This window comes from Streptomyces sp. GbtcB6 (assembly GCF_019091475.1).
Taxonomy (GTDB): domain Bacteria; phylum Actinomycetota; class Actinomycetes; order Streptomycetales; family Streptomycetaceae; genus Streptomyces; species Streptomyces hyaluromycini.
Genome location: NZ_JAGXJL010000015.1, coordinates 19,966 through 38,870, shown reverse-complemented (window position 1 = coordinate 38,870; position 18,905 = coordinate 19,966). Strand labels below are relative to the sequence as shown.

20 protein-coding genes and 1 pseudogene are annotated in these 18,905 nt (G+C 70.6%); 9 read left to right on the top strand and 12 right to left on the bottom strand.

All coding sequences use genetic code 11. The annotated features are described in order from the left end of the window. Positions 1-16 precede the first annotated feature (16 nt). The 5 genes from KVT45_RS25115 (at position 17) to KVT45_RS25095 (ending at position 3,774) form a co-directional block, all read left to right on the top strand. The gene (locus KVT45_RS25115; protein WP_217551109.1) at positions 17-967 is read left to right on the top strand and encodes an alpha/beta hydrolase fold domain-containing protein; all 951 of its coding nucleotides are present in this window, start codon (positions 17-19) and stop codon (positions 965-967) included. Between the two features lie 178 nt (positions 968-1,145). Beyond that, the gene (locus KVT45_RS25110; protein WP_143604716.1) at positions 1,146-1,562 is read left to right on the top strand and encodes a nuclear transport factor 2 family protein; all 417 of its coding nucleotides are present in this window, start codon (positions 1,146-1,148) and stop codon (positions 1,560-1,562) included. A 205-nt stretch (positions 1,563-1,767) separates the two neighbouring features. Next, a complete protein-coding gene (locus KVT45_RS25105; protein ID WP_217551107.1) occupies positions 1,768-2,070 on the top strand; it encodes a putative quinol monooxygenase in 303 nt (100 codons plus the stop codon). A gap of 859 nt (positions 2,071-2,929) precedes the next feature. Beyond that, complete coding sequence (locus KVT45_RS25100; protein WP_217551105.1) at positions 2,930-3,481, top strand: VanZ family protein; 552 nt, start codon at positions 2,930-2,932, stop codon at positions 3,479-3,481. Between the two features lie 95 nt (positions 3,482-3,576). Continuing rightward, on the top strand, positions 3,577-3,774 hold the full coding sequence (locus KVT45_RS25095) for a PspC domain-containing protein (protein ID WP_089099209.1): 198 nt from the start codon (positions 3,577-3,579) through the stop codon (positions 3,772-3,774). An 82-nt stretch (positions 3,775-3,856) separates the two neighbouring features. On the opposite strand, the gene KVT45_RS25090 is transcribed toward KVT45_RS25095, so the two are convergent. Further along, positions 3,857-4,210 carry an ATP-binding protein gene (locus KVT45_RS25090; RefSeq protein WP_217551103.1) on the bottom strand — a complete coding sequence of 118 codons (354 nt, stop codon included), beginning with the start codon at positions 4,208-4,210 and terminating at the stop codon, positions 3,857-3,859. Positions 4,211-4,361: 151 nt separating this feature from the next. Further along, positions 4,362-5,519 (bottom strand): adenosine deaminase, encoded by a 1,158-nt coding sequence (locus tag KVT45_RS25085; protein ID WP_217551101.1) that lies wholly within the window; start codon positions 5,517-5,519, stop codon positions 4,362-4,364. Positions 5,520-5,642: 123 nt separating this feature from the next. On the opposite strand from KVT45_RS25085, the gene KVT45_RS25080 reads away from it, so the two are divergent. Beyond that, positions 5,643-6,407, top strand: coding sequence for an alpha/beta fold hydrolase (locus tag KVT45_RS25080; RefSeq protein WP_217551099.1), 765 nt, complete (start codon positions 5,643-5,645; stop codon positions 6,405-6,407). Positions 6,408-6,645: 238 nt separating this feature from the next. On the opposite strand, the gene KVT45_RS25075 is transcribed toward KVT45_RS25080, so the two are convergent. From KVT45_RS25075 to KVT45_RS25065, 3 genes are all read right to left on the bottom strand, one after another. Further along, positions 6,646-7,083 carry a hypothetical protein gene (locus KVT45_RS25075; protein WP_254647322.1) on the bottom strand — a complete coding sequence of 146 codons (438 nt, stop codon included), beginning with the start codon at positions 7,081-7,083 and terminating at the stop codon, positions 6,646-6,648. A 53-nt stretch (positions 7,084-7,136) separates the two neighbouring features. Continuing rightward, a complete protein-coding gene (locus KVT45_RS25070) occupies positions 7,137-7,652 on the bottom strand; it encodes a SigE family RNA polymerase sigma factor (RefSeq protein ID WP_308310857.1) in 516 nt (171 codons plus the stop codon). Between the two features lie 385 nt (positions 7,653-8,037). Beyond that, positions 8,038-8,991 (bottom strand): LysR family transcriptional regulator, encoded by a 954-nt coding sequence (locus KVT45_RS25065; RefSeq protein WP_217551093.1) that lies wholly within the window; start codon positions 8,989-8,991, stop codon positions 8,038-8,040. A 63-nt stretch (positions 8,992-9,054) separates the two neighbouring features. Here KVT45_RS25065 and KVT45_RS25060 point away from each other — a divergent pair, with 63 nt between their 5' ends. Next, entirely contained in the window at positions 9,055-10,323 is a 1,269-nt protein-coding gene (locus tag KVT45_RS25060) for an MFS transporter (RefSeq protein ID WP_217551092.1), read from the top strand. A gap of 238 nt (positions 10,324-10,561) precedes the next feature. Continuing rightward, on the top strand, positions 10,562-11,575 hold the full coding sequence (locus KVT45_RS25055) for a sigma-70 family RNA polymerase sigma factor (protein ID WP_217551090.1): 1,014 nt from the start codon (positions 10,562-10,564) through the stop codon (positions 11,573-11,575). Here KVT45_RS25055 and KVT45_RS25050 read toward each other — a convergent pair. Continuing rightward, the gene (locus tag KVT45_RS25050; RefSeq protein ID WP_308310866.1) at positions 11,459-11,734 is read right to left on the bottom strand and encodes an STAS domain-containing protein; all 276 of its coding nucleotides are present in this window, start codon (positions 11,732-11,734) and stop codon (positions 11,459-11,461) included. The two genes, KVT45_RS25055 and KVT45_RS25050, sit on opposite strands and share 117 nt — an antisense overlap. Positions 11,735-11,997: 263 nt before the next feature. Here KVT45_RS25050 and KVT45_RS25045 point away from each other — a divergent pair. After that, positions 11,998-12,285: pseudogene (locus KVT45_RS25045) on the top strand (AEC family transporter); the annotation flags it as partial. Positions 12,286-12,295: 10 nt separating this feature from the next. On the opposite strand, the gene KVT45_RS25040 reads toward KVT45_RS25045, so the two are convergent. The 6 genes from KVT45_RS25040 to KVT45_RS25015 form a co-directional block, all read right to left on the bottom strand. Continuing rightward, positions 12,296-12,880 (bottom strand): Uma2 family endonuclease, encoded by a 585-nt coding sequence (locus tag KVT45_RS25040; protein WP_217551086.1) that lies wholly within the window; start codon positions 12,878-12,880, stop codon positions 12,296-12,298. A 95-nt stretch (positions 12,881-12,975) separates the two neighbouring features. Next, the gene (locus KVT45_RS25035; protein WP_217551425.1) at positions 12,976-14,253 is read right to left on the bottom strand and encodes a thymidine phosphorylase; all 1,278 of its coding nucleotides are present in this window, start codon (positions 14,251-14,253) and stop codon (positions 12,976-12,978) included. A gap of 73 nt (positions 14,254-14,326) precedes the next feature. Further along, positions 14,327-14,731, bottom strand: a complete 405-nt coding sequence (locus tag KVT45_RS25030; RefSeq protein ID WP_217551084.1) for a cytidine deaminase — start codon at positions 14,729-14,731, stop codon at positions 14,327-14,329. Next, positions 14,728-15,990 carry an ABC transporter permease gene (locus tag KVT45_RS25025; RefSeq protein ID WP_217551082.1) on the bottom strand — a complete coding sequence of 421 codons (1,263 nt, stop codon included), beginning with the start codon at positions 15,988-15,990 and terminating at the stop codon, positions 14,728-14,730. The genes KVT45_RS25030 and KVT45_RS25025 overlap by 4 nt, the downstream gene beginning before the upstream one ends. After that, positions 15,990-17,111 carry an ABC transporter permease gene (locus KVT45_RS25020; RefSeq protein ID WP_217551080.1) on the bottom strand — a complete coding sequence of 374 codons (1,122 nt, stop codon included), beginning with the start codon at positions 17,109-17,111 and terminating at the stop codon, positions 15,990-15,992. Before KVT45_RS25020 ends, KVT45_RS25025 begins: the two co-directional genes overlap by 1 nt. Then, positions 17,108-18,826: an ABC transporter ATP-binding protein gene (locus KVT45_RS25015; RefSeq protein WP_217551423.1), complete on the bottom strand. Its 1,719-nt coding sequence runs from the start codon at positions 18,824-18,826 to the stop codon at positions 17,108-17,110. Before KVT45_RS25015 ends, KVT45_RS25020 begins: the two co-directional genes overlap by 4 nt. Between the last annotated feature and the right edge of the window lie 79 nt (positions 18,827-18,905).

Genomic DNA, 18,905 nt, shown 5'->3' with positions numbered 1-18,905 from the left:
GCGAGAACCACGTCCCGTGAACTACACCCTCGACCCGGAACTCGTCCCCCTCCTGACAGCCCTCGCGGGGCAGGCCGCCGGCGCGCCCGCCCGCGAGCGCGGGGACTGGAAGGCGATCCGCGAGGCCGGCACCCTGGGCCAGGCCGCCATGGCGGCCTTGGTCCCCCCGGTCACCGGGATCAGGACCGCCACCTACTTCGCCACGGCGCCCGACGGCGCCCGGATCGAACTGCGCTGGTACACCTCCGGGGAGACCATGGCGCCGGGCCCGGCGGTGCTCTACGCCCACGGCGGCGGCATGATCCTGGGCGACCTGGACGCCTACGACACCCTGCTCTCCTGGTACGTCGCGCACAGTGGGGTGCCGTTCCTGTCCGTCGGCTACCGCCTGGCGCCCGAGGCGAGTGGCACCATGCTCGCCGAGGACGTCTTCGCCGGCCTGACCTGGCTCACCGGCCACGCGCACGAACTGGCGGTGGACACCGCACGCATCGCGGTGATGGGCGACAGCGGGGGCGGCGCACCCGCCGCGGCCACCGCCATCCTGGCCCGCGACCGGCACATCCCCCTGGCCCGCCAGATCCTGGTCTATCCCATGCTCGACGATCGCAACCAGAGCCCCGACCCGGCCCGCGAACCCTTCCTGACCTGGACCTACGACGACAACTACACGGCGTGGAAGGCGGTGCTCGGCGACACGCTGGGAACCGCGGATGTCTCCCCGGTCGCCGCACCGGCCCGCCTGAGCGACTTCACCGGCCTGGCCCCGGCCTACATCGACACCGGAGACCTCGACATCTTCCGCGACGAGGACATCGCCTACGCCGCGCGCCTGGCCGCCGCGGGCGTCCCCGTTGAACTGCACGTCCATCCCGGCGTCCCGCACGGATGGGACCGCCTCGCCCCGCACTGCGGGGCCGCCCAGCGCGCCTTCGCCGACCGCCTCCGCGCCCTGGCCGCCCTCTGAACGGCCCGCTCCTCGGGGAAGCCCCCAGGTGACCAGCACAGGCGGCACGCCCCGGGGCAGGAGACCTCTCCTCAGGGGAGGTCTCGCCGCCGGGCCGGGTCTTGCACCTCCCCTGACGGCACACCGCAGGCTTGCCCGTAGCGGCCGATCAAGGCCGCAAGACGAAAGGAGCAACGTCATGACGACGATCGAGCAGGACAAGGAAGCCATCATCGCCATCGTCCGCGAGATGGCGGAGTCGATGACCGGCGCGCAGAGCACCCGCCACTGGGCGCCGGACGTGCTCTGGTTCGACATCCCCCCGTTCGCGTCCAGGGGCATCGCGCCGGCGCGCAAGCTGTTCGACGACACCTTCGCCAACTTCGAGTCCTGCAAAGTCGACATCCTCGAACTGGACGCGAAGGTCAACGGAGACATGGGCATCGTCTGCACGGTGCAGAGCACGGACATCGTGCTCAAGAACGGCGCCACCAAGCACGTCATGGCCCGGCAGACCGACTGCTTCGAACGGCGGCAGAACGGCTGGGAACTGATCCACCAGCACGCCTCCGTCCCGTCCGGCGGCGAGTGGGACGGCACGATCACCACCGCCTAGGACCCGGCCCGCGCCGCGACCAGCCTCCCCGACCACGGCCGCGCCCGCGACGGCATACCCACCCAGCCCCGCCGCGGGCAGCAACCCAGCCCCCCTTGACCACGCCTCGCCCCAGAACGTCCGGCCCGTCACGGCACCGGCCGAACTCATCGCTCGCCACCGCCCAAACCGTGCACAACAACCTCCCCAGGAGAGGGGGCTCACCATGAGCGTGTACGTCACGACCGAGCTGAAGACCCGGCCCGAACACACCGAGCAGGCCGTCAACAAGCTCCGCGAAGCCCTGCCCGAAAGCCTCGACCACGACGGCTGCGAGGCCATTCACCTGCGCCGGGACCAGGACGACCCCACCCACATCGTGTCCTTCACCCAGTGGGCCGGCCGCCGCGACTACGAGAACTACCTCAAGTGGCGAACCGAGACCGGATCCATGGACGAAATGGACGAACTCTTCACCGATCCCCAATCCATCACATACTTCGACACCATCACCGGCACCACCCGGTAGCGGCGCCCGTCACATGTGGAGTCAATTCGCGGTGAGGCCCGGACGGAGGATGCCTCCAGTTGAGCTGGCTGGTGCGCGACTACGAGGCCCTGCCTGAGGTTCATGAGGCCATGGTGCTGTGGTCGATGACCATGCTCATGAGTCGGCGGCAGGCCCGACAGCGAACGTGAACCTTCCCGGGACCGGCTCGGCCGGCCAGCCCCGGTCCGTCAGCCGCTTGGCCCGCGAGCGCACCCGGCCCTCGATGATCGCCGAGGTCGGCTCCAGCCCGAGGCCGGCCGCGAACTCCTGGCACGATACCGACTCACCGCCTGGCGAAGACCTCCCGGCCAGCAGAGCGAGGATGCGCTGGTAGCCGACCGCGAGTGCACCCTGCCGCGAGCCCGGGACGCCACACCGGCACGATCGAGCCCGGCCTGACCGGCCTCGCCGAAGAGGCGCAGACTGCTCCGGCGAGGCCACAGGAGCGGGGTCCCCACCTGCGGACGTCGGTGCAACCGCAGATGCCCCCGTCTTCGGGGATTCAGCAAGGACTTCGCCAACACGCTGCCGGGCGATCACCCAGCCCTTCCAATCGGTCTCGGCATCGGCGAGTTCGGCCAGGACCCGGTCAACCTCCTCCCGCAGCCCCTCCACACGCTCCCGCGCGGCCAACTCCCTTGCTTCCAGCAGACCCACGACCGACGCCACCCAACACCTCCGCCGACGAAGCAACCCGCCGGTCCAACCCTTCCGCACCCGGGGCAAGATCACACCTGACCTGCGGAAACCCGTCCATCAGGTTCGGTACAACAACGCCGTCCGAGGCCTCACCCTCACATCCGGAACCGATCGTGTGCGCGGGCGCGTCTTGGGGGGCGTGCAGCGTCAAGGCTCCATCGGCGGCAGCGCCGCGATCCGCGTCCGTGTGGCAGGGGGTGTCCTCCTTGTCGCACATCTCGTGTTCGTCGCCTGGCTGATGCTGCGGCCGCTGGACGTGCCCTGGGTGATGCCCGCCAACCTGCACCCCTTCGCCGGTATCCGTGCCGACCTGGCGCTGGGCTGGCGCGAGGCGGCGCACCGGATCGGCGAGGGCCTCGCGCTGCTCGCCCCGCTGGGTGTGCTGCTTCCGATGACCCACGGGAAGCTCCGGGTCTCCCCGCTCGCCTCCCTGATCAGTTCGGCCGCCGCGGGCGCCATGATCTCGCTGGGCATAGCCCTGCTGCAGACCGGGGTGCCCGGCCGTGTGGTGGACGTCGACTCGATACTCCTCAACACGGCCGGCGTCGTCATCGCACATCTGGCGGTGGTTCCGGCGGCCCGCACCCGGCTCCGTCGGCGGGGTGAGCGGCGACGGCCCGCCGCCCTCCCCCAGGAGGAAGCGGCTCAGGGTCGTACCCCGACGATTCCCAGGGTCGGGATCGCCCCGTAGAGCGACGCTTCGACCCGGTTCGTCTCCGTAGCGTGGAGGGCAGACGAGGGGCCGTACGGGTCGCCTCGCACCGGACGCTCACGAAGGAGCCGCAGATGTCCAGCCTCGCCCGCCCCACCCATGGCCGCATGATCGGCGGAGTGTGCGCCGCGCTGGCCCGGCGCTTCGGCACCTCCGCGACCACGATGCGGGTGATCTTCCTGCTGTCCTGCCTGCTGCCGGGCCCGCAGTTCCTGCTCTACATAGCGCTGTGGATCCTCCTCCCCTCGGAGGAGAAGGCCACGGCCTGGTAATCCCCTTGTACGAGAAAGCCGTTGGGGCGCTCCGGTAGACACCGGGGCGCCCCAACGGCGGTGCCGATCGGCCGGGGAGAGGTCAGCCGAGCGGAATCCCGTTGATCGGCAGGCCATGCGTGGGCAGGCCGTGGAGCGGCAGTCCGCCGAGGAGGCCGGCGACGGGCTTGGCCGGGCCGTCGGCGAGGATCTGCTCGACGGCGGGCTGGGCGGCGGTCAGGCCGGCGCCCAGGGCGGTCTGCCCCTGCGCGAGGGCCGCACCGGCGTCCGGCAGGGCCTTGGAGACGTTCTCGGCCGGCAGCGTCTTGGTGACGGTGCCCAGGGCCTGCGAGGCGTCCGGGACGGCCGGGGCCGCGTTGGCCGCGCCCGCGCCGACGGCGGCGAAGGCGGCACCGAGGGCGGCGACACCGAGGGTCTTGGCAGCAGACTGCTTCATCGTTAATGCGTCCTTGGAATGCGGTGACGGGGATCGATAACGCGCTGAGCGGTCCTCGACCGTAAACATGCCGGGCCGCCCGCCGCAAACACCGAAATGCGGACGGACAGTGAAGGTCCGTCCGCATTCCGTTCCCCGCCCGGATGTCCGATCAGCCCTCCGGATCGTCAGAACCGCTGGTGGAGGCGGTCTGCCGGAACAGCCATTCGGATTTCAGCTCCGCATATCCGGGCTTGACGACGTCATTGATCATGGCAAGCCGTTCATCGAAAGGAATGAACGCTGATTTCATCGCATTGACGGAGAACCACTGCAGGTCGTCGAGCGTGTAACCGAACGCCTCGACGAGATGCTCGAATTCCCGGGTCATGCTGGTCCCGGACATCAGCCGGTTGTCGGTGTTCACGGTGGCCCGGAAGTGCAGCCGGCGCAGCAGCCCGATCGGGTGCCCGGCATAGGAGTCGGCGGCCCCGGTCTGGAGGTTGGAGCTGGGGCACAGCTCCAACGGGATCCGCTTGTCGCGGACGTACGACGCCAGCCGGCCGAGCTTGACCGTGCCGTCCTCGTGGACCTGGATGTCGTCGATGATCCGCACCCCGTGCCCGAGCCGGTCGGCGCCGCACCACTGGAGCGCCTGCCAGATGGACGGCAGCCCGAAGGCCTCGCCGGCGTGGATGGTGAAGTGGTTGTTCTCGCGCTTGAGGTACTCGAAGGCGTCGAGGTGCCGGGTGGGCGGGTAGCCCGCCTCGGCCCCGGCGATGTCGAAGCCCGCCACGCCCAGGTCCCGGTAGCGGTTGGCGAGCTCGGCGATCTCCAGGGAGCGGGCCGCGTGCCGCATGGCGGTGAGCAGGGCGCCGACCCGGATCCGCCGGCCGTTCTCCCGGGCGAGGGCCTCGCCCTGCCGGAAGCCCTCGTTGACGGCCTCGACGACCGCTTCGAGGGAGAGCCCCTGCTCCAGGTGCTGCTCGGGGGCGTAGCGCACCTCGGCGTAGACGACGCCGTCCTCGGCGAGGTCCTCGGCGCACTCGCGGGCGACCCGGACGAGGGCGTCCCGGGTCTGCATGACACCGACGGTGTGCGAGAACGTCTCCAGGTACCGCTCCAGCGAACCGGAGTCGGCGGCCTCGCGGAACCAGATGCCGAGCTTGTCCGGGTCGGTCTCGGGGAGGCCGGCGTACCCGGTCTCCCGGGCGAGGTCGGCGACGGTGCCCGGACGCAGGCCGCCGTCGAGGTGGTCGTGCAGCAGAACCTTCGGCGCCCGGCGGATCTGCTCCGGCGTCGGGGTGTTCGCGGTGCTCTGGCTCGTCATTTCCGCACTGTAACTCCTACGCGCGTAGATCGCTCGGTACTCGGAGATTCCCGTTTCCGTCGATACGCAATGGTGACCGCACGGACGGGTCGCGTACACCGCCTCTTCTGACACTGTTCTGTCATGGCACAGCAAGCGACGCCGGCCCGAACGGCCAGCCTGAGCAGGGCAGTAGGCCAGGAGCCGACGACGGCCACCGGGGCCGTCCTGCTCCTCCCCGGCGGGGAGGAGGTCTCCGCGCGCAAGCCGTCCCTCGTATGGGCGACGGCCCTCGTCCGCGCGCTCGGCCGCCGGCTCGCCCGCGACGGCCGCGGCGAGGGGCTGGCCGCGCACGTCGTCCACTACCGCTATCGCGGCTGGAACGGCAGCGAGGCGCATCTCGCGGGGGACGCCACCTGGGCGGCGGACGAGGTGGTACGGCGCTACGGCGATGTGCCGGTGTGCCTGCTCGGCGTCGGGATGGGCGGGCGGGCCGCGCTGCACGCGGGCGGGCACGAGGCCGTCAACTCCGTTGTCTCCATCGCCCCCTGGCTGCCCGAGGCGGACGTGGCGGCGTCCGAGGAACCGGTTCGGCAGCTGGTGGGGCGGCGGGTCCTGATCGTGCACGGCACGAACGACGAACGGACCGACCCGGAGCTGTCGTTCCGGCTGGCGGCGCGGGCGAAGAAGGCGAATCGGGAGGTGTGCCGGTTCGAGGTGCACTCGGACGGCCACGGGCTGCATCAGCACCGGGACGAAGTCCTCGCTCTCGCTTCGGACTTCGTCATGGGGGCGCTGTACGGGCGGTCGGTGTCGCGGCCGGTGGAGGACGCGCTGGCCGCGCCGCCGCCGATCGGGTTGCGGATGCCGTTGGCCGCGGGGTTCGGCCGGTCGCTTCGCAAGGGCTGATCTCCGGTTCGGGGTGCGGGTGCGTCGTGGTCGACCGCGCCCACGCGGCGGAGCCGCGCGAGGCGGTCACACGACAGGGACGACGAGCCGGACTCCACGCACGCGAGCGCGGAAGACCGCGGCAACCGGGCCTCCCGGTACTCGGTCGGGATCGCACCCCCAACTACCAGGAGGCCCTGCTGCCAGGCGCCGAGCCGCGCGCGATCACCCGGTCAGGAACCTGGTTCGACCGGCCGGATCAGCCGGCGCACAGGGTCAGGTCGACCGTGTCGCCGGACTTGACGATCTTCGGGGTGTGCGGGTCCACACCTACCACCGAACCGGGCTTGCAGTTCTCGACGGCCTTCTTGGTCACGGTGCCGAGCTTCGTCTGCGTCTTCAGGAGCACCTCCTTGGCGAGCACCAGGTCCAGGCGCGAGAAGTCGATCGGGACGGTCACGCCGTGGTCGTCGAACAGCAGCGTGGTGGCGTCGCCCTTGGTGACCGTGCTGCTCGCCGCCGAGTGCGAGCCGCCCGCGACCGAGGTGGCCAGAGCGGTTCCCCCGCCCGCCACGAGGAGGGCGGCGGCGACGACGCCTATGCCTACGGCCCGCCTGCGCCGGGTGCGGCGCACGATCCGGGGCGCGTCGAAGTCAGGCGCCTCGGCGGAGTTCGCGTAGCGGTTCATGGCGTTCATCAGTTCCTCTTCGAAAGGTGTGCAGCCGGAAGGCCGTGCGTCTCCGTACGAAGTCATCGGATTCCTTCCGTGTGCTGCCGTGGTGAAGGGGCGGAGAGCGCGGGGAACTGGCTTCTGAGCTTCTCGATCCCCCGGGCGAGCTGGGAGCGCACCGTACTCGGCGAGATGTCCAGGTCGGCCGCGATCTCGGTGTCCGAGAGGTCGTGGAAGTACCGCAGTACCACCACCGTCCGCATCCGCATGGGCAGTTGCTGCAGCGCGCGCACCAACTGGTCCCTGCTGTCGACCTGTCCGTACTCGTCGCCGCGGGCGGCCCGGTCGGGGCTGTCCGCCTGCAGGGCCGCACGGCGGAAGCGGCGCCAGCGGTCGTTGGCCAGGTTGACCATGATCCGCCGCACATAGGCCTCCGGGGCGTCCTTGGCGGAGATCGTGCGCCACTTGCGGCAGGCCCGCTCCAGGGTCTCCTGGACCAGATCCTCGGCGGCGTCGCGGTTCCCCGTCAGGACGAGGGCGCCCCGGAACAGCGCGGTCGACCGGGCGGCGACGAAACCGTCGAAGTCCGTCTCCACACGCTCCTCCCTTCCTGTCACCCCTCCTCGACGGCGACACCCCGGGATCTGCTGCACGCACGCGATGAGACCTGAGTCACAGCGGCAACAGGGCTGTGCGGCACCCGGGCGGGTCGACATTCCCGCCGACCCGGTTGCGGCAACCGGCACAGGGCGAGCGCCGCACCAGCAGCGCCGAGGCGATGATCTACTGCTCGATGACCCTGCTCATGACCAAGCCGGGTTGGCACCTGAGATCGTTCGCGCATGAGCTACGACCTGGCCGTGTGGGACGGAGAGCCGCCGCGCGGCGACCGTCACGGGCATCGTTCCTTCAAGGCCGGGCTCCATGGTGGCTGCGCGGATCGCCCATCACCCACCCACCAGGTACGTCGGAGCAACTCGTCTAGGTGGAGAGCAGGTTGCCCCTTCTCGACAGCAGGAACTTCTTGAAAGCCGCCACCGGCGGGGTGTCCGGGTGGCCCTCCAGCCACGCCACGCCGATTTCTCTCGCCGCCCTCGGGGCCGTGACCGTCAGTTCGGCGACTCCCGGGCGGGGGACGGCCGGTGGCGGCAGAAGGGCCACTCCCAGCCCCGCCGCCACCAGCCCCCGCAGCGTCTCCGCCTCCTCGCCCTCGAAGGCGACGCGCGGGCGGAAGCCGGCCTCCTTGCAGAGGTCGTCGGTGATGCGGCGCAGACCGTAGCCCGGTTCCAGGGTCACGAAGGTCTCGTCGGCCGCCTCGGCGAGGCGGATGCGCTTGCGGGTGGCCAGCGGATGATCCGCGGGCACCACCAGACGCAGCTTCTGTTCGTCGAGGCGACGGGCGGCCAGGTCCGGGGCGTCCGGTACCGGGGAGGTCAGGCACAGGTCCAGCTCGCCCGCCCGCAGCTTCTCGATCATCGCCTCGCCGTAGTTCTGGACGAGGCTGAAGCGGATGCGCGGGTGGTCGATCCGGAACGCCTGGAGCAGGCCCGGGACCGTCTCCGCACCCATGGTGTGCAGGAACCCGAAGGCGACCTTGCCGGTGGTGGGGTCGGCGTCGGCGCGTACCTCGTCGGCGGCGCGCCGGACCTCGCCGAGGGCGCGCTCGACCGAGGTGAGGAAGGTGCGGCCGGCGGGGGTGAGGGAGACGGTGCGGCCGTGCCGGGTGAAGAGGTCGACGCCCAGGTCCTGTTCCAGGCGGGCCATCGCGCGGGAGAGGGTGGACTGGGGGACGTTGAGCTCCTGGGCGGCCCTGGTGACATGCTCCGTGCGGGCCACGCCGGCGAAGTACGCGAGGCGGGGCGCGAGCAACATCGTCATGTCTTCTGTGTCACTGTACGGTGACAGACGCTCCGCTGACCTCTGCTGATGCTCCATGGGAACGATTATGGCGATTCCATGCATTGGACGGATCAACCTGGGGGTCCGTACGTTCGAAGCATGTCTCCCGCCAGTACCGGGGCGTCCACCACCGTGGACGCCGTCCCGTCCCTCCCCGCCTCCGACTCCCGCCTGACCCCGGGCGGTCCCGGCTACCGCCGGATGAGCTTCGCGCTCTTCCTCGCCGGTGTCGCGACCTTCGCCCTCCTTTACTCCACGCAGGCCCTGCTCCCGCTGATCTCGGACGGCTACGGCATGTCCGCGAGCGACGCGAGCTGGACGGTGGCGGCGGCGACCGGCGGCCTGGCGCTGTTCGTCATCCCGATGAGCGCCCTGTCAGAGCGTTTCGGACGTCGTACGGTCATGACGGCCTCGCTGGCGGTGGCGGTGACCGTCGGGCTGCTGGTCCCCTTCGCGCCGTCCCTCGGCGTACTGGTGGTGCTGCGGGGCGTCCAGGGCGCGGCGCTGGCCGGCCTGCCGGCGTCGGCGACCGCGTATCTGGCGGAGGAGGTCCGCCCGAAGGCGCTGGTCACGGCCATCGGCCTGTTCGTCGCGGGCAACAGCGTCGGCGGGATGAGCGGCCGGGTCATCACCGGCTGGGTCGCGCAGGAGTGGGGCTGGCGGGTCGCCGTGGGCGTCATCGGTGTGATCGCCGTCGGCTGCGCGGTGGCCTTCCGCCTCCTCCTCCCCGCCCCGCAGCACTTCAAGGCGGGCTCGCTGCACCCCCGCCGGCTGCTGGGCACGGTCCGCGACCACCTGGCCGACCCGCTGCTGCGCCGCCTGTACGCGATCGGCGCGCTGTTCATGACCGTCTTCGGCGGCGTCTACACGGTGATCGGCTACCGCCTGACCGAGGAGCCGTTCTCGCTCCCCCAGGGCGTCATCGGCTCGATCTTCCTGGTGTACCTGGTCGGCACGGTGTCGGCGTCGACGGCGGGACGGCTCGTGGGCCGGCTCGGCCGCCGCGGGTCCCTCTACCTGGCCGGCGGTACGACGGCCAGCGGCCTCCTGCTCTCCCTGGCCGACTCGCTCCCCCTGGTCCTGCTGGGCCTCGTCCTGATCACCGCGGGCTTCTTCGCGGGCCACGCGGTGGCCTCCTCGGCGGTCAGCAAGACGGCCACCCATGGCAGGGCCCAGGCCTCGGCCCTCTACCAGTCCGCGTACTACATCGGCTCCAGCGCGGGCAGCACGGTGGGCGCGCTGGCCTTCCACGCCGAGGGCTGGTCGGGCACGGTCGGCGTAGGACTGCTCGCGATCCTGGGCGTGGTGACGATCACGGTCCTGGGCTCGGTGGCCGCGCGCAGGCAGGTCCTGGCGAACGCCCACTGATTTCTTTCAGGGGCGCGGGGCTGTATTGGATATGCGGCTTCCGCCGCGTGGGCGCGAGCAACCACGACGACGCCGCACCCGCCCGCGAACCGCACCACCCGAGTTCGCGGGCGCACCCCATCTCACCTGCACGTTTCCCCACTCCGGGGGCCATTGTCAGTCCCCTCCTGTAGCTTCCGAAGTGCTGGAGCGCAAGGGCGCGCGGACAGGAACGGCCACAGGGGTGGGTGGACGGACGATGAGTGACAGCACGGCGACTGCGGAGCTGGACGTCGCACTGGAGAGGTACCGGACCGAGCTGACCGGGTACTGCTACCGCATGCTCGGCTCGTCCTTCGAGGCCGAGGACGCCGTGCAGGACACCCTGGTGCGGGCCTGGCGGAGCTACGAGAAGTTCGAGGGCCGTTCCAGTCTGCGGTCGTGGCTGTACCGGATCGCGACGAACGTGTGCCTGGACATGCTCAGCGCGGGCAGCAAGCGGGCCCGGCCGATGGACCTGAGCGAGTCGACGCCGCTCGCCCAGGCGGCGCTCTCCCCCCGGCCCGACAACACCTGGCTGGAGCCGGTGCCGGACGCGCGAGTGCTGCCGACGGTGGACGACCCGGCGGAGGCGGCCGTGGCCAAGGAGTCGATCCGGCTGGCCTTCATGGCCGCCCTCCAGCAGCTGCCGCCCAAGCAGCGGGTGGTGCTGATCCTGCGCGAGGTGCTGGCCTGGAGGGCCAACGAGGTGGCGGAGCTGCTCGGCACCTCGGTCGCGTCGGTCAACAGCGCGTTGCAGCGGGCCCGGGCCACCCTGGCCGAGCAGCGGCAGTCGGGCGCCGGCGCCGAGGTCTCCGACCCGCTCGACGAGGAGCAGCAGAAGCTCCTGGAGCGCTATGTCGCGGCCTTCGAGGGCTACGACATGACGGCGCTGACGGCACTGCTCCACGAGGACGCCGTCATGACGATGCCGCCGTTCGACCTGTGGCTCACCGGCCACGACGACATCACCGGCTTCATGACCACCATCGGCTCCGCCTGCGAGGGCTCGCGGCTGTTCCCGGTCCAGGTCAACGGCCTGCCCGGGTTCGCCCAGTACAAGCCCGACCCGGACACCGGCGGCTGGAGCCCCTGGTCCGTGCAGGTCCTGGAGATCTCAGACGGCCGGCTGACCGGGTTCCACTTCTTCCTCGACACCAAGCGCTGGTTCCCGCTCTTCGGCCTCCCCCTCCACCTGGAGGCGAAGGCCGACGAAACGGAGGAGGGAGCGTAGGGCGGGGTCGGGGTCGCGGAGCCGTATCCGCCCTCCCGCCCTCCGGGCCGCCAGCTCCAGCCGGGCCAGCAGGTCGACGGCCGCCAGGCCCGGCGGTCCGAGACCGGCCACGTCGCAGACGACGACTCCGGCGCCGGTGACCGCCAGCAGCTCGCGCACGTCGTCGCAGAGCCCCGGCACCTCGTCCCTGGCGGCGGGGCCCGACAGCACGAGCACGGCGGGGGTCACGGCATCCACGAGGCGGTAGACCGGTGACGCCCTGATAACTCATCGGTAGATACGGCGTGCTCCCGCACGGTCGCGCAGATCACAAGCATCACACCGTTGACCTGCACCTGACCGACCCAGAGGGTTGGCTGCATGCCCCACGGATCAGCAGCGCCCGGTACGTCCTACGGTCTCCTCCCCCGTAAGGGGGTCCCGTGCAGGGGGTGCTGAGCGGCTTCGTGGTGATCGCGATCGTCATCGCCGTCGGCTACGTCCTGGGCCGCGGCGGCCACCTGGGGGCGAACGGCCGCGAGGTCCTCACCAAGCTCGCCTTCCACGTCGCCTCCCCCGCCCTGCTCTTCACCACCCTCGCGAAGGCAGACCTGGCGGTGATCTTCTCCAGCCGCCTCCTGGTGACGGCCCTGAGCACGGCAGCGGCGGCGGGCGCGTTCGTGGCGGTGGGCGTCGTACGGCACTGGGGCGTGGGACGTACGACGATCGGCGTGGCGGGGGTCAGTCGGCGGGGAACTCGGCGGTGTCGATCGTGAGGTCGAACGGCTCCGGCAGCTTGAGGGGGTCGCCGAACTTGACCGCGCTGAGGACCCGGTAGACATCACCTTTCGGCTCGCCGTAGAGCGTCGCGGTGGGGCCGCCTGGGGCCCAGCGGTCGATGAGGAGGTAGAGCGGAATGCCCGCGGTGGCATAGGCGGCAGGCTTGCTGACGCGGTCGTGGCGGGCGTTGGACTTGGAGGTCACCTCGACGACCAACTCGGCCAGCGCGGCCGGGATGTGGGACTCCGCCTCGGGGTGCTCCGGCAGTCGGGTCACCACCAGGTCCGGGATGAGCATGCCGAGCCGGGACGGCACGGAGATCGCCAAGGTCTGGAAGACCTCCCACTCCTCCGGGATCACTGAGTAGAGGCGACGCTGGATACGTGCCGCGATCACCTTGTGGCGGACGGCGGGAGCAGGTGACACGGTGATGATCCCCTCGATGATCTCCACCTTGCTGCCCTCGGGCCATTCCATCTCCTCCCAGTACCGGACGAGGTCGTCCCAGTTCTGGTCGGGGTCCTGGCTGACGGTGAGTGCGCTCACGGCGGTCTCCTATCGGTGCGTCACCGATCCCAGCATGCCGAACGGGACCGGTGCAGGTCCACCGGTCCCGTTCACTCGATCGAGCAATCCCCTGGTCAGGCGATACGTTCCAGTACGACGGGCGACGCCGTGAACGCCGTACCCGGCGCTCCGATGTCGTACGACCCCTCGACCGCCTGGAGCGCGTACTCGAAGCGTTCCGGGGTGTCCGTGTGGAGGGTGAGGAGGGGCTGGCCCGCGGTGACCGGGTCGCCCGGCTTGGCGTGCAGCTCGATGCCCGCGCCGGCCTGCACCGGGTCCTCCTTGCGGGCCCGGCCGGCGCCCAGGCGCCAGGCGGCGACGCCGATGCCGTAGGCGTCGAGGCGGGTCAGGACGCCGGACGACGGCGCCTTGATCACGTGCTGTTCCTTCGCCACCGGGAGCACGGCGTCCGGGTCGCCGCCCTGGGCCGCGATCATCCGGCGCCAGACGTCCATCGCCGAGCCGTCGGCCAGGGCCTTCGCCGGGTCGGCGTCCTTCACTCCGGCCGCGTCGAGCATCTCGCGGGCCAGGGCGAGGGTCAGCTCGACGACGTCCGCCGGGCCGCCGCCCGCCAGGACCTCCACCGACTCGCGGACCTCCAGGGCGTTGCCGGCCGTGAGGCCGAGGGGGGTGGACATGTCCGTGAGGAGCGCGACCGTCTTCACGCCGTGGTCGGTGCCGAGGCCCACCATGGTCGAGGCCAGTTCGCGGGCATCGGCCAGCGTCTTCATGAAGGCGCCGGTGCCGACCTTCACGTCCAGGACCAGGGAGCCGGTGCCCTCGGCGATCTTCTTCGACATGATCGAGGAGGCGATCAGCGGGATCGCCTCGACCGTGCCGGTGACGTCGCGGAGCGCGTAGAGCTTCTTGTCGGCGGGGGCCAGGCCGTCGCCCGCCGCGCAGATCACCGCGCCGGTGCCATCCAACACCGACAGCATCTCCTCATTCGACAGCAGGGCGCGCCAGCCGGGGATCGACTCCAGCTTGTCGAGGGTGCCGCCGGTGTGGCCGAGGCCCCGGCCGGAGAGCTGGGGGACGGCCGCGCCGCAGGCGGCGACGAGGGGCGCGAGCGGGAGGGTGATCTTGTCGCCTACGCCGCCCGTGGAGTGCTTGTCGGCGGTCGGGCGGGAAAGGGAGGAGAAGTCCATGCGCTCGCCGGACGCGATCATCGCCGCGGTCCAGCGGGCGATCTCGCGGCGGTTCATGCCGTTGAGCAGGATGGCCATCGCGAGCGACGACATCTGTTCGTCGGCGACCTCGGCGCGCGTGTACGCGTCGATGACCCAGTCGATCTGCTCGTCGCTGAGCTCACCGCGGTCCCGCTTGGTGCGGATGACGGAGATGGCGTCCATGGTGGCCATGGCGTTCCCTTCGAAGAAGTGCGAAGCGTACGGCCCCTCCGAACGCGGAGGGGCCGTACGGGAGTTACTTGGTGAGATGGGCCGGGCCGAAGGCCTGGGGCAGCATCTCGGAGAGGGGCAGGACGCCCTCCGGGGTGTCCAGGAGGAGGTCCGGGCCGCCGAACTCGTAGAGCAGCTGGCGGCACCGGCCGCACGGGACGAGCAGCCCGCCGGTGCCGTCCACGCAGGTGAAGTGCGTGAGGCGGCCGCCGCCCGTGCGCTGGAGCTGGGAGACCAGCCCGCACTCGGCGCACAGGCCGAGGCCGTACGACGCGTTCTCCACGTTGCAGCCGGTGACCGTGCGGCCGTCGTCCACCAGGGCCGCGACCCCGACCGGGAAGCCGGAGTACGGAGCGTACGCGTGGGACATGGCCTCGCGGGCCTCCGTGCGCAGGGACTCCCAGTCGAAGCCGGCGGCCGCGGTGGTCACTTGCCCTGTCCCTTCCGGTACGGCAGGCCGTCCGCCTTCGGCATCCGCAGGGACTGCGCGGACAGCGAGAGGACGAGGAGGGTGACGATGTAGGGGGTCGCGGTCACGAGCTGACGCGGGACATCGTTGGTGGAGGCGTACCAGATGAACATCAGGACCGAGATGACGATCGTGATGACGGCCGGGACGTACTTCTTGCGCCAGGCCAGGTAGGCGGCGCCGAACACCAGCAGGATCGCGATCAGCAGGATCAGCGCGTGGACGTTCACCGTGCCGCCGCGCAGGTTGAGGCTGTCGGTGTAGCCGAACAGGCCCGCGCCGAGGGCGAGGCCGCCCGGCATCCAGTTGCCGAAGATCATCGCGGCGAGACCGATGTAACCGCGGCCGGCCGTCTGGCCGTCGAGGTACACGTTGGAGGCGACGATGGAGAGGAAGGCGCCGCCCAGGCCCGCGAAGCCACCGCTGATGAGCACGGCGATGTACTTGTACTTGTAGACGTTGACGCCGAGGGACTCGGCCGCGACCGGGTTCTCGCCGCAGGAGCGCAGGCGCAGGCCGAAGGCGGTGCGCCACAGGACCCACCACGTGATCGGTACGAGGGCCACCGCGATCACCGTCAGCGGGGACAGGTCGGTCAGCAGGCCGCCGACCAGGCCGCCGATGTCCGAGATCAGGAACCAGTGCTTCTCGTTGAGCGTGTTCAGCCAGTCGGACAGGCCGGGGACGCTGAACGTGCCTAGTGAGTCGATCGGCGGGGACTGCTTGGAGGAGCCGCCCTCGGCGTTCTCGAAGGTGAACTTCGAGAGGTAGCGGGTGGCGCCCAGGGCGAGGATGTTCAGGGCCACACCGGAGACGATGTGGTTGACGTTGAAGGTGACGGTGGCGACGGCGTGCAGCAGGGCGCCGAGCGCGCCGCCGAGGATGCCGAAGACCACGCCGACCCACGGGCCCCACTGGTAGCCGGCCCAGGCGCCGAACCAGGTGCCGAGGATCATCATGCCTTCGAGGCCGATGTTGACGACGCCCGCGCGCTCGGCCCACAGACCGCCGAGACCGGCGAGGCCGATCGGCACGGCGAGGCGCAGCGCGGTGGACATCTGGCCGGTCGAGGTGATGCCGTCGGCGCCGGTGATCAGGCGTACGGCGGAGGTCAGGATCAGGACGCCCGCGATGACCAGCAGGAGTACCGGGAGCGACATTCGGCGGCCGCCCTTGCCGGGCTGCTTCGCCTGCGGCTTGGCGATGGTCGCGGTGGACATCAGGCCGCCACCTCCTTCTTGGTGTTCTGGGCGGCGGCCGCGGCGAGCTCCGCGCCCACCTGGCGCTGCTGGCGGCGCAGGCCCCACTGGCGTACGGCTTCGTAGGAGATGACGACGGAGAAGACGATCAGGCCCTGCATGATCGTGGCGATCTCCTTCTCGTACGCCACCGGGGTCGCGTAGTCGAGGGCGGGCGAGGCCTTGTCGAGGAAGGCCCACAGCAGGGCGGCGAAGGCGATGCCGCCCGGGTTGTTGCGGCCGAGCAGGGCGATGCCGATGGCGGTGAAGCCGAGGCCGGCCGGGAAGTCGAGGCTGTAGGTGTGGGAGTCGCCCAGCAGCAGCGGGAGGCCCGCGAGGCCGGAGACGGCACCGGAGATCAGCATGGAGACCAGGACCATGCGCTTGGCGTCGACACCGGAGGCGGCCGCGGCGGACTCGGACGCGCCGGTGGCACGGAGGTCGAAGCCGAAGCGGGTGCGGTTGAGGACGACCCAGTAGCCGATGCCGAGGGCGATGGCGACGAAGACCATGCCGTAGATCTCGCCGACGTCGGAGCCCAGGTTGATGCCGGGGAACCAGCCGGACTTCTTCATCACGCCGGTCGTCATGTTGTTGCCGACCTGGACGCCCCACACGTTGGCGAGGGTGATGTAGCCGATGACGCTGGTGGCGATGGCGTTCAGCATGATCGTGGCGACGACCTCGCTGACCCCCCGGGTGACCTTGAGGACGCCCGCGATACCGGCCCAGAAGGCGCCGGTGAGCATGGCGACCAGGAGCAGCATCGGGATCTGCAGGAAGGCGGGCAGGCCCACGTTGGCGCCGACCACGGCCGTCATCACGGCGGCGAGGCGGTACTGGCCGTCGACGCCGATGTTGAACAGGTTCATGCGGAAGCCGAGGGCGACCGCGATGGCCGCGATGTAGTACATCGCCGCCTGGTTGATGATCAGGACCTGGATGTCCGAGTACGGCAGCTGCTGGAGCATCAGCACGTACGGCTCGAACGGGTTGCGGTTCGAGGCCAGCAGGACGATCGAGGTCAGCGCGATCGCCAGGACGAGCGCGATGACCGGGCCGGCCAGCGCGAGGAGCACCCGCTCCTTGTCGAACTTCTTCATCGGGCCTCGTCCTCCGGACCAGCGGCGCCTTCGTGTTCTTCTGGGGCGGTGTCTACGTGTTCCAGGTGGCCGGACGCGGCACCCGTCATGGCGGAGCCCAGCTCCTCCGGGGTGATCGTGGCCGGGTCGGCGTCGGCGACCAGCTTCCCGTCGTAGATCACCCGCAGGGTGTCCGACAGGCCGATCAGCTCGTCCAGGTCGGCGGAGATCAGGAGCACGGCTAGGCCCTCGCGGCGGGCGTCCCGGATGCGGTCCCAGATCTGCGCCTGGGCGCCGACGTCCACACCGCGGGTGGGGTGGGCGGCGATCAGGAACTTCGGGTTGTGGCTCATCTCGCGGCCGACGATCAGCTTCTGCTGGTTGCCGCCGGAGAGCGAGGCGGCGGTTACGTCGATGCCGGGGGTGCGGACGTCGAACTCCTCGACGATCCGGCGGGTGTCGGCCTGGGCGCCCTTGATGTCCAGCCAGAAGCCCTTGGCGTTGGGCTTCTCGGTGACGTGGCCGAGGATGCGGTTCTCCCAGAGCGGGGACTCCAGGAGCAGGCCCTGGCGGTGGCGGTCCTCGGGGATGTAGCCGACGCCGGACTCCCGCCGCTTGCGGGTCTGCCAGCCGGTGATGTCCTCGCCGAGGAACTCGATCGCGCCGGAGTCGGCGTGCCGGGTGCCGATGAGCGCGTCGATCAGCTCGGTCTGGCCGTTGCCCTCGACACCGGCGATGCCCATGACCTCGCCGGCGTGGATGGTGAAGGAGACGTCGTCGAGGACGCGCTTGGCGGCGCCGGGGGTGGTGGCCTCGTCGAGGACGTCGCCGCGCGCCGTGGCGCCGGCCGAGCCGACCGTCGCGGTCTCGGGCTGCGCGCCGACCTCGCCGAGGGAGGCGATGCCGCCGCCGGCGTAGACGGTGAGGTTCTTGACGGTGACGACGGCCTTGTCGGTGACCGTGGACTCGGCGGTCTCCGGGGTGGGCAGCTCGCTGCCGACCATCAGCTCGGCGAGCTGGCGGGGGGTGGTCTCGGAGGGGATCGCGGTCCCGACCGTCGTACCGCGGCGGATGACGGTGATGTCGTCGGCGACGGACAGCACCTCGCCGAGCTTGTGGGAGATGAAGATGACCGACAGGCCCTCGGACTTCAGCTCGCGCAGGTTGTCGAAGAGTGCGTCGACCTCCTGCGGGACGAGGACGGCGGTGGGCTCGTCGAGGATCAGGGTGTTGGCGCCGCGGTAGAGGACCTTGAGGATCTCCACCCGCTGCCGGTCGGCGACGCCGAGGTCCTCGACCAGGACGTCCGGGCGGATGCCGAGGCCGTACCGGTCGGAGATCTCCTTGATCTTCTTCCGGGCGTTGCCGCCGATGCCGTACAGCTTCTCGCTGCCGAGCACGACGTTCTCCAGGACCGTCAGGTTGTCCGCCAGCATGAAGTGCTGGTGGACCATGCCGATGCCGCGCGCGATGGCGTCGGCCGGGGACGAGAAGACGGCCTGCTCGCCATCGATCGCGATGGTGCCCTCGTCCGGCTTCTGCATGCCGTAGAGGATCTTCATCAGGGTCGACTTGCCGGCCCCGTTCTCACCGACCAGGGCGTGCACGGTGCCCTTGCGGACGGACAGGTGGATGTCGTGGTTGGCTACGACACCCGGGAATCGCTTGGTGATCCCCGCCAGCTCGACCGCGGCTGTCGTCTCTGCGGTGAGCGGAGGGCTGCTGGACGCGTCGATGGCGCACTCTCCTAGGGAAAGGGGCCGCTCTACGCGCGTAGCGCCCCTGCTTTAAATAGTGCCCGGACCTGACCGAGCT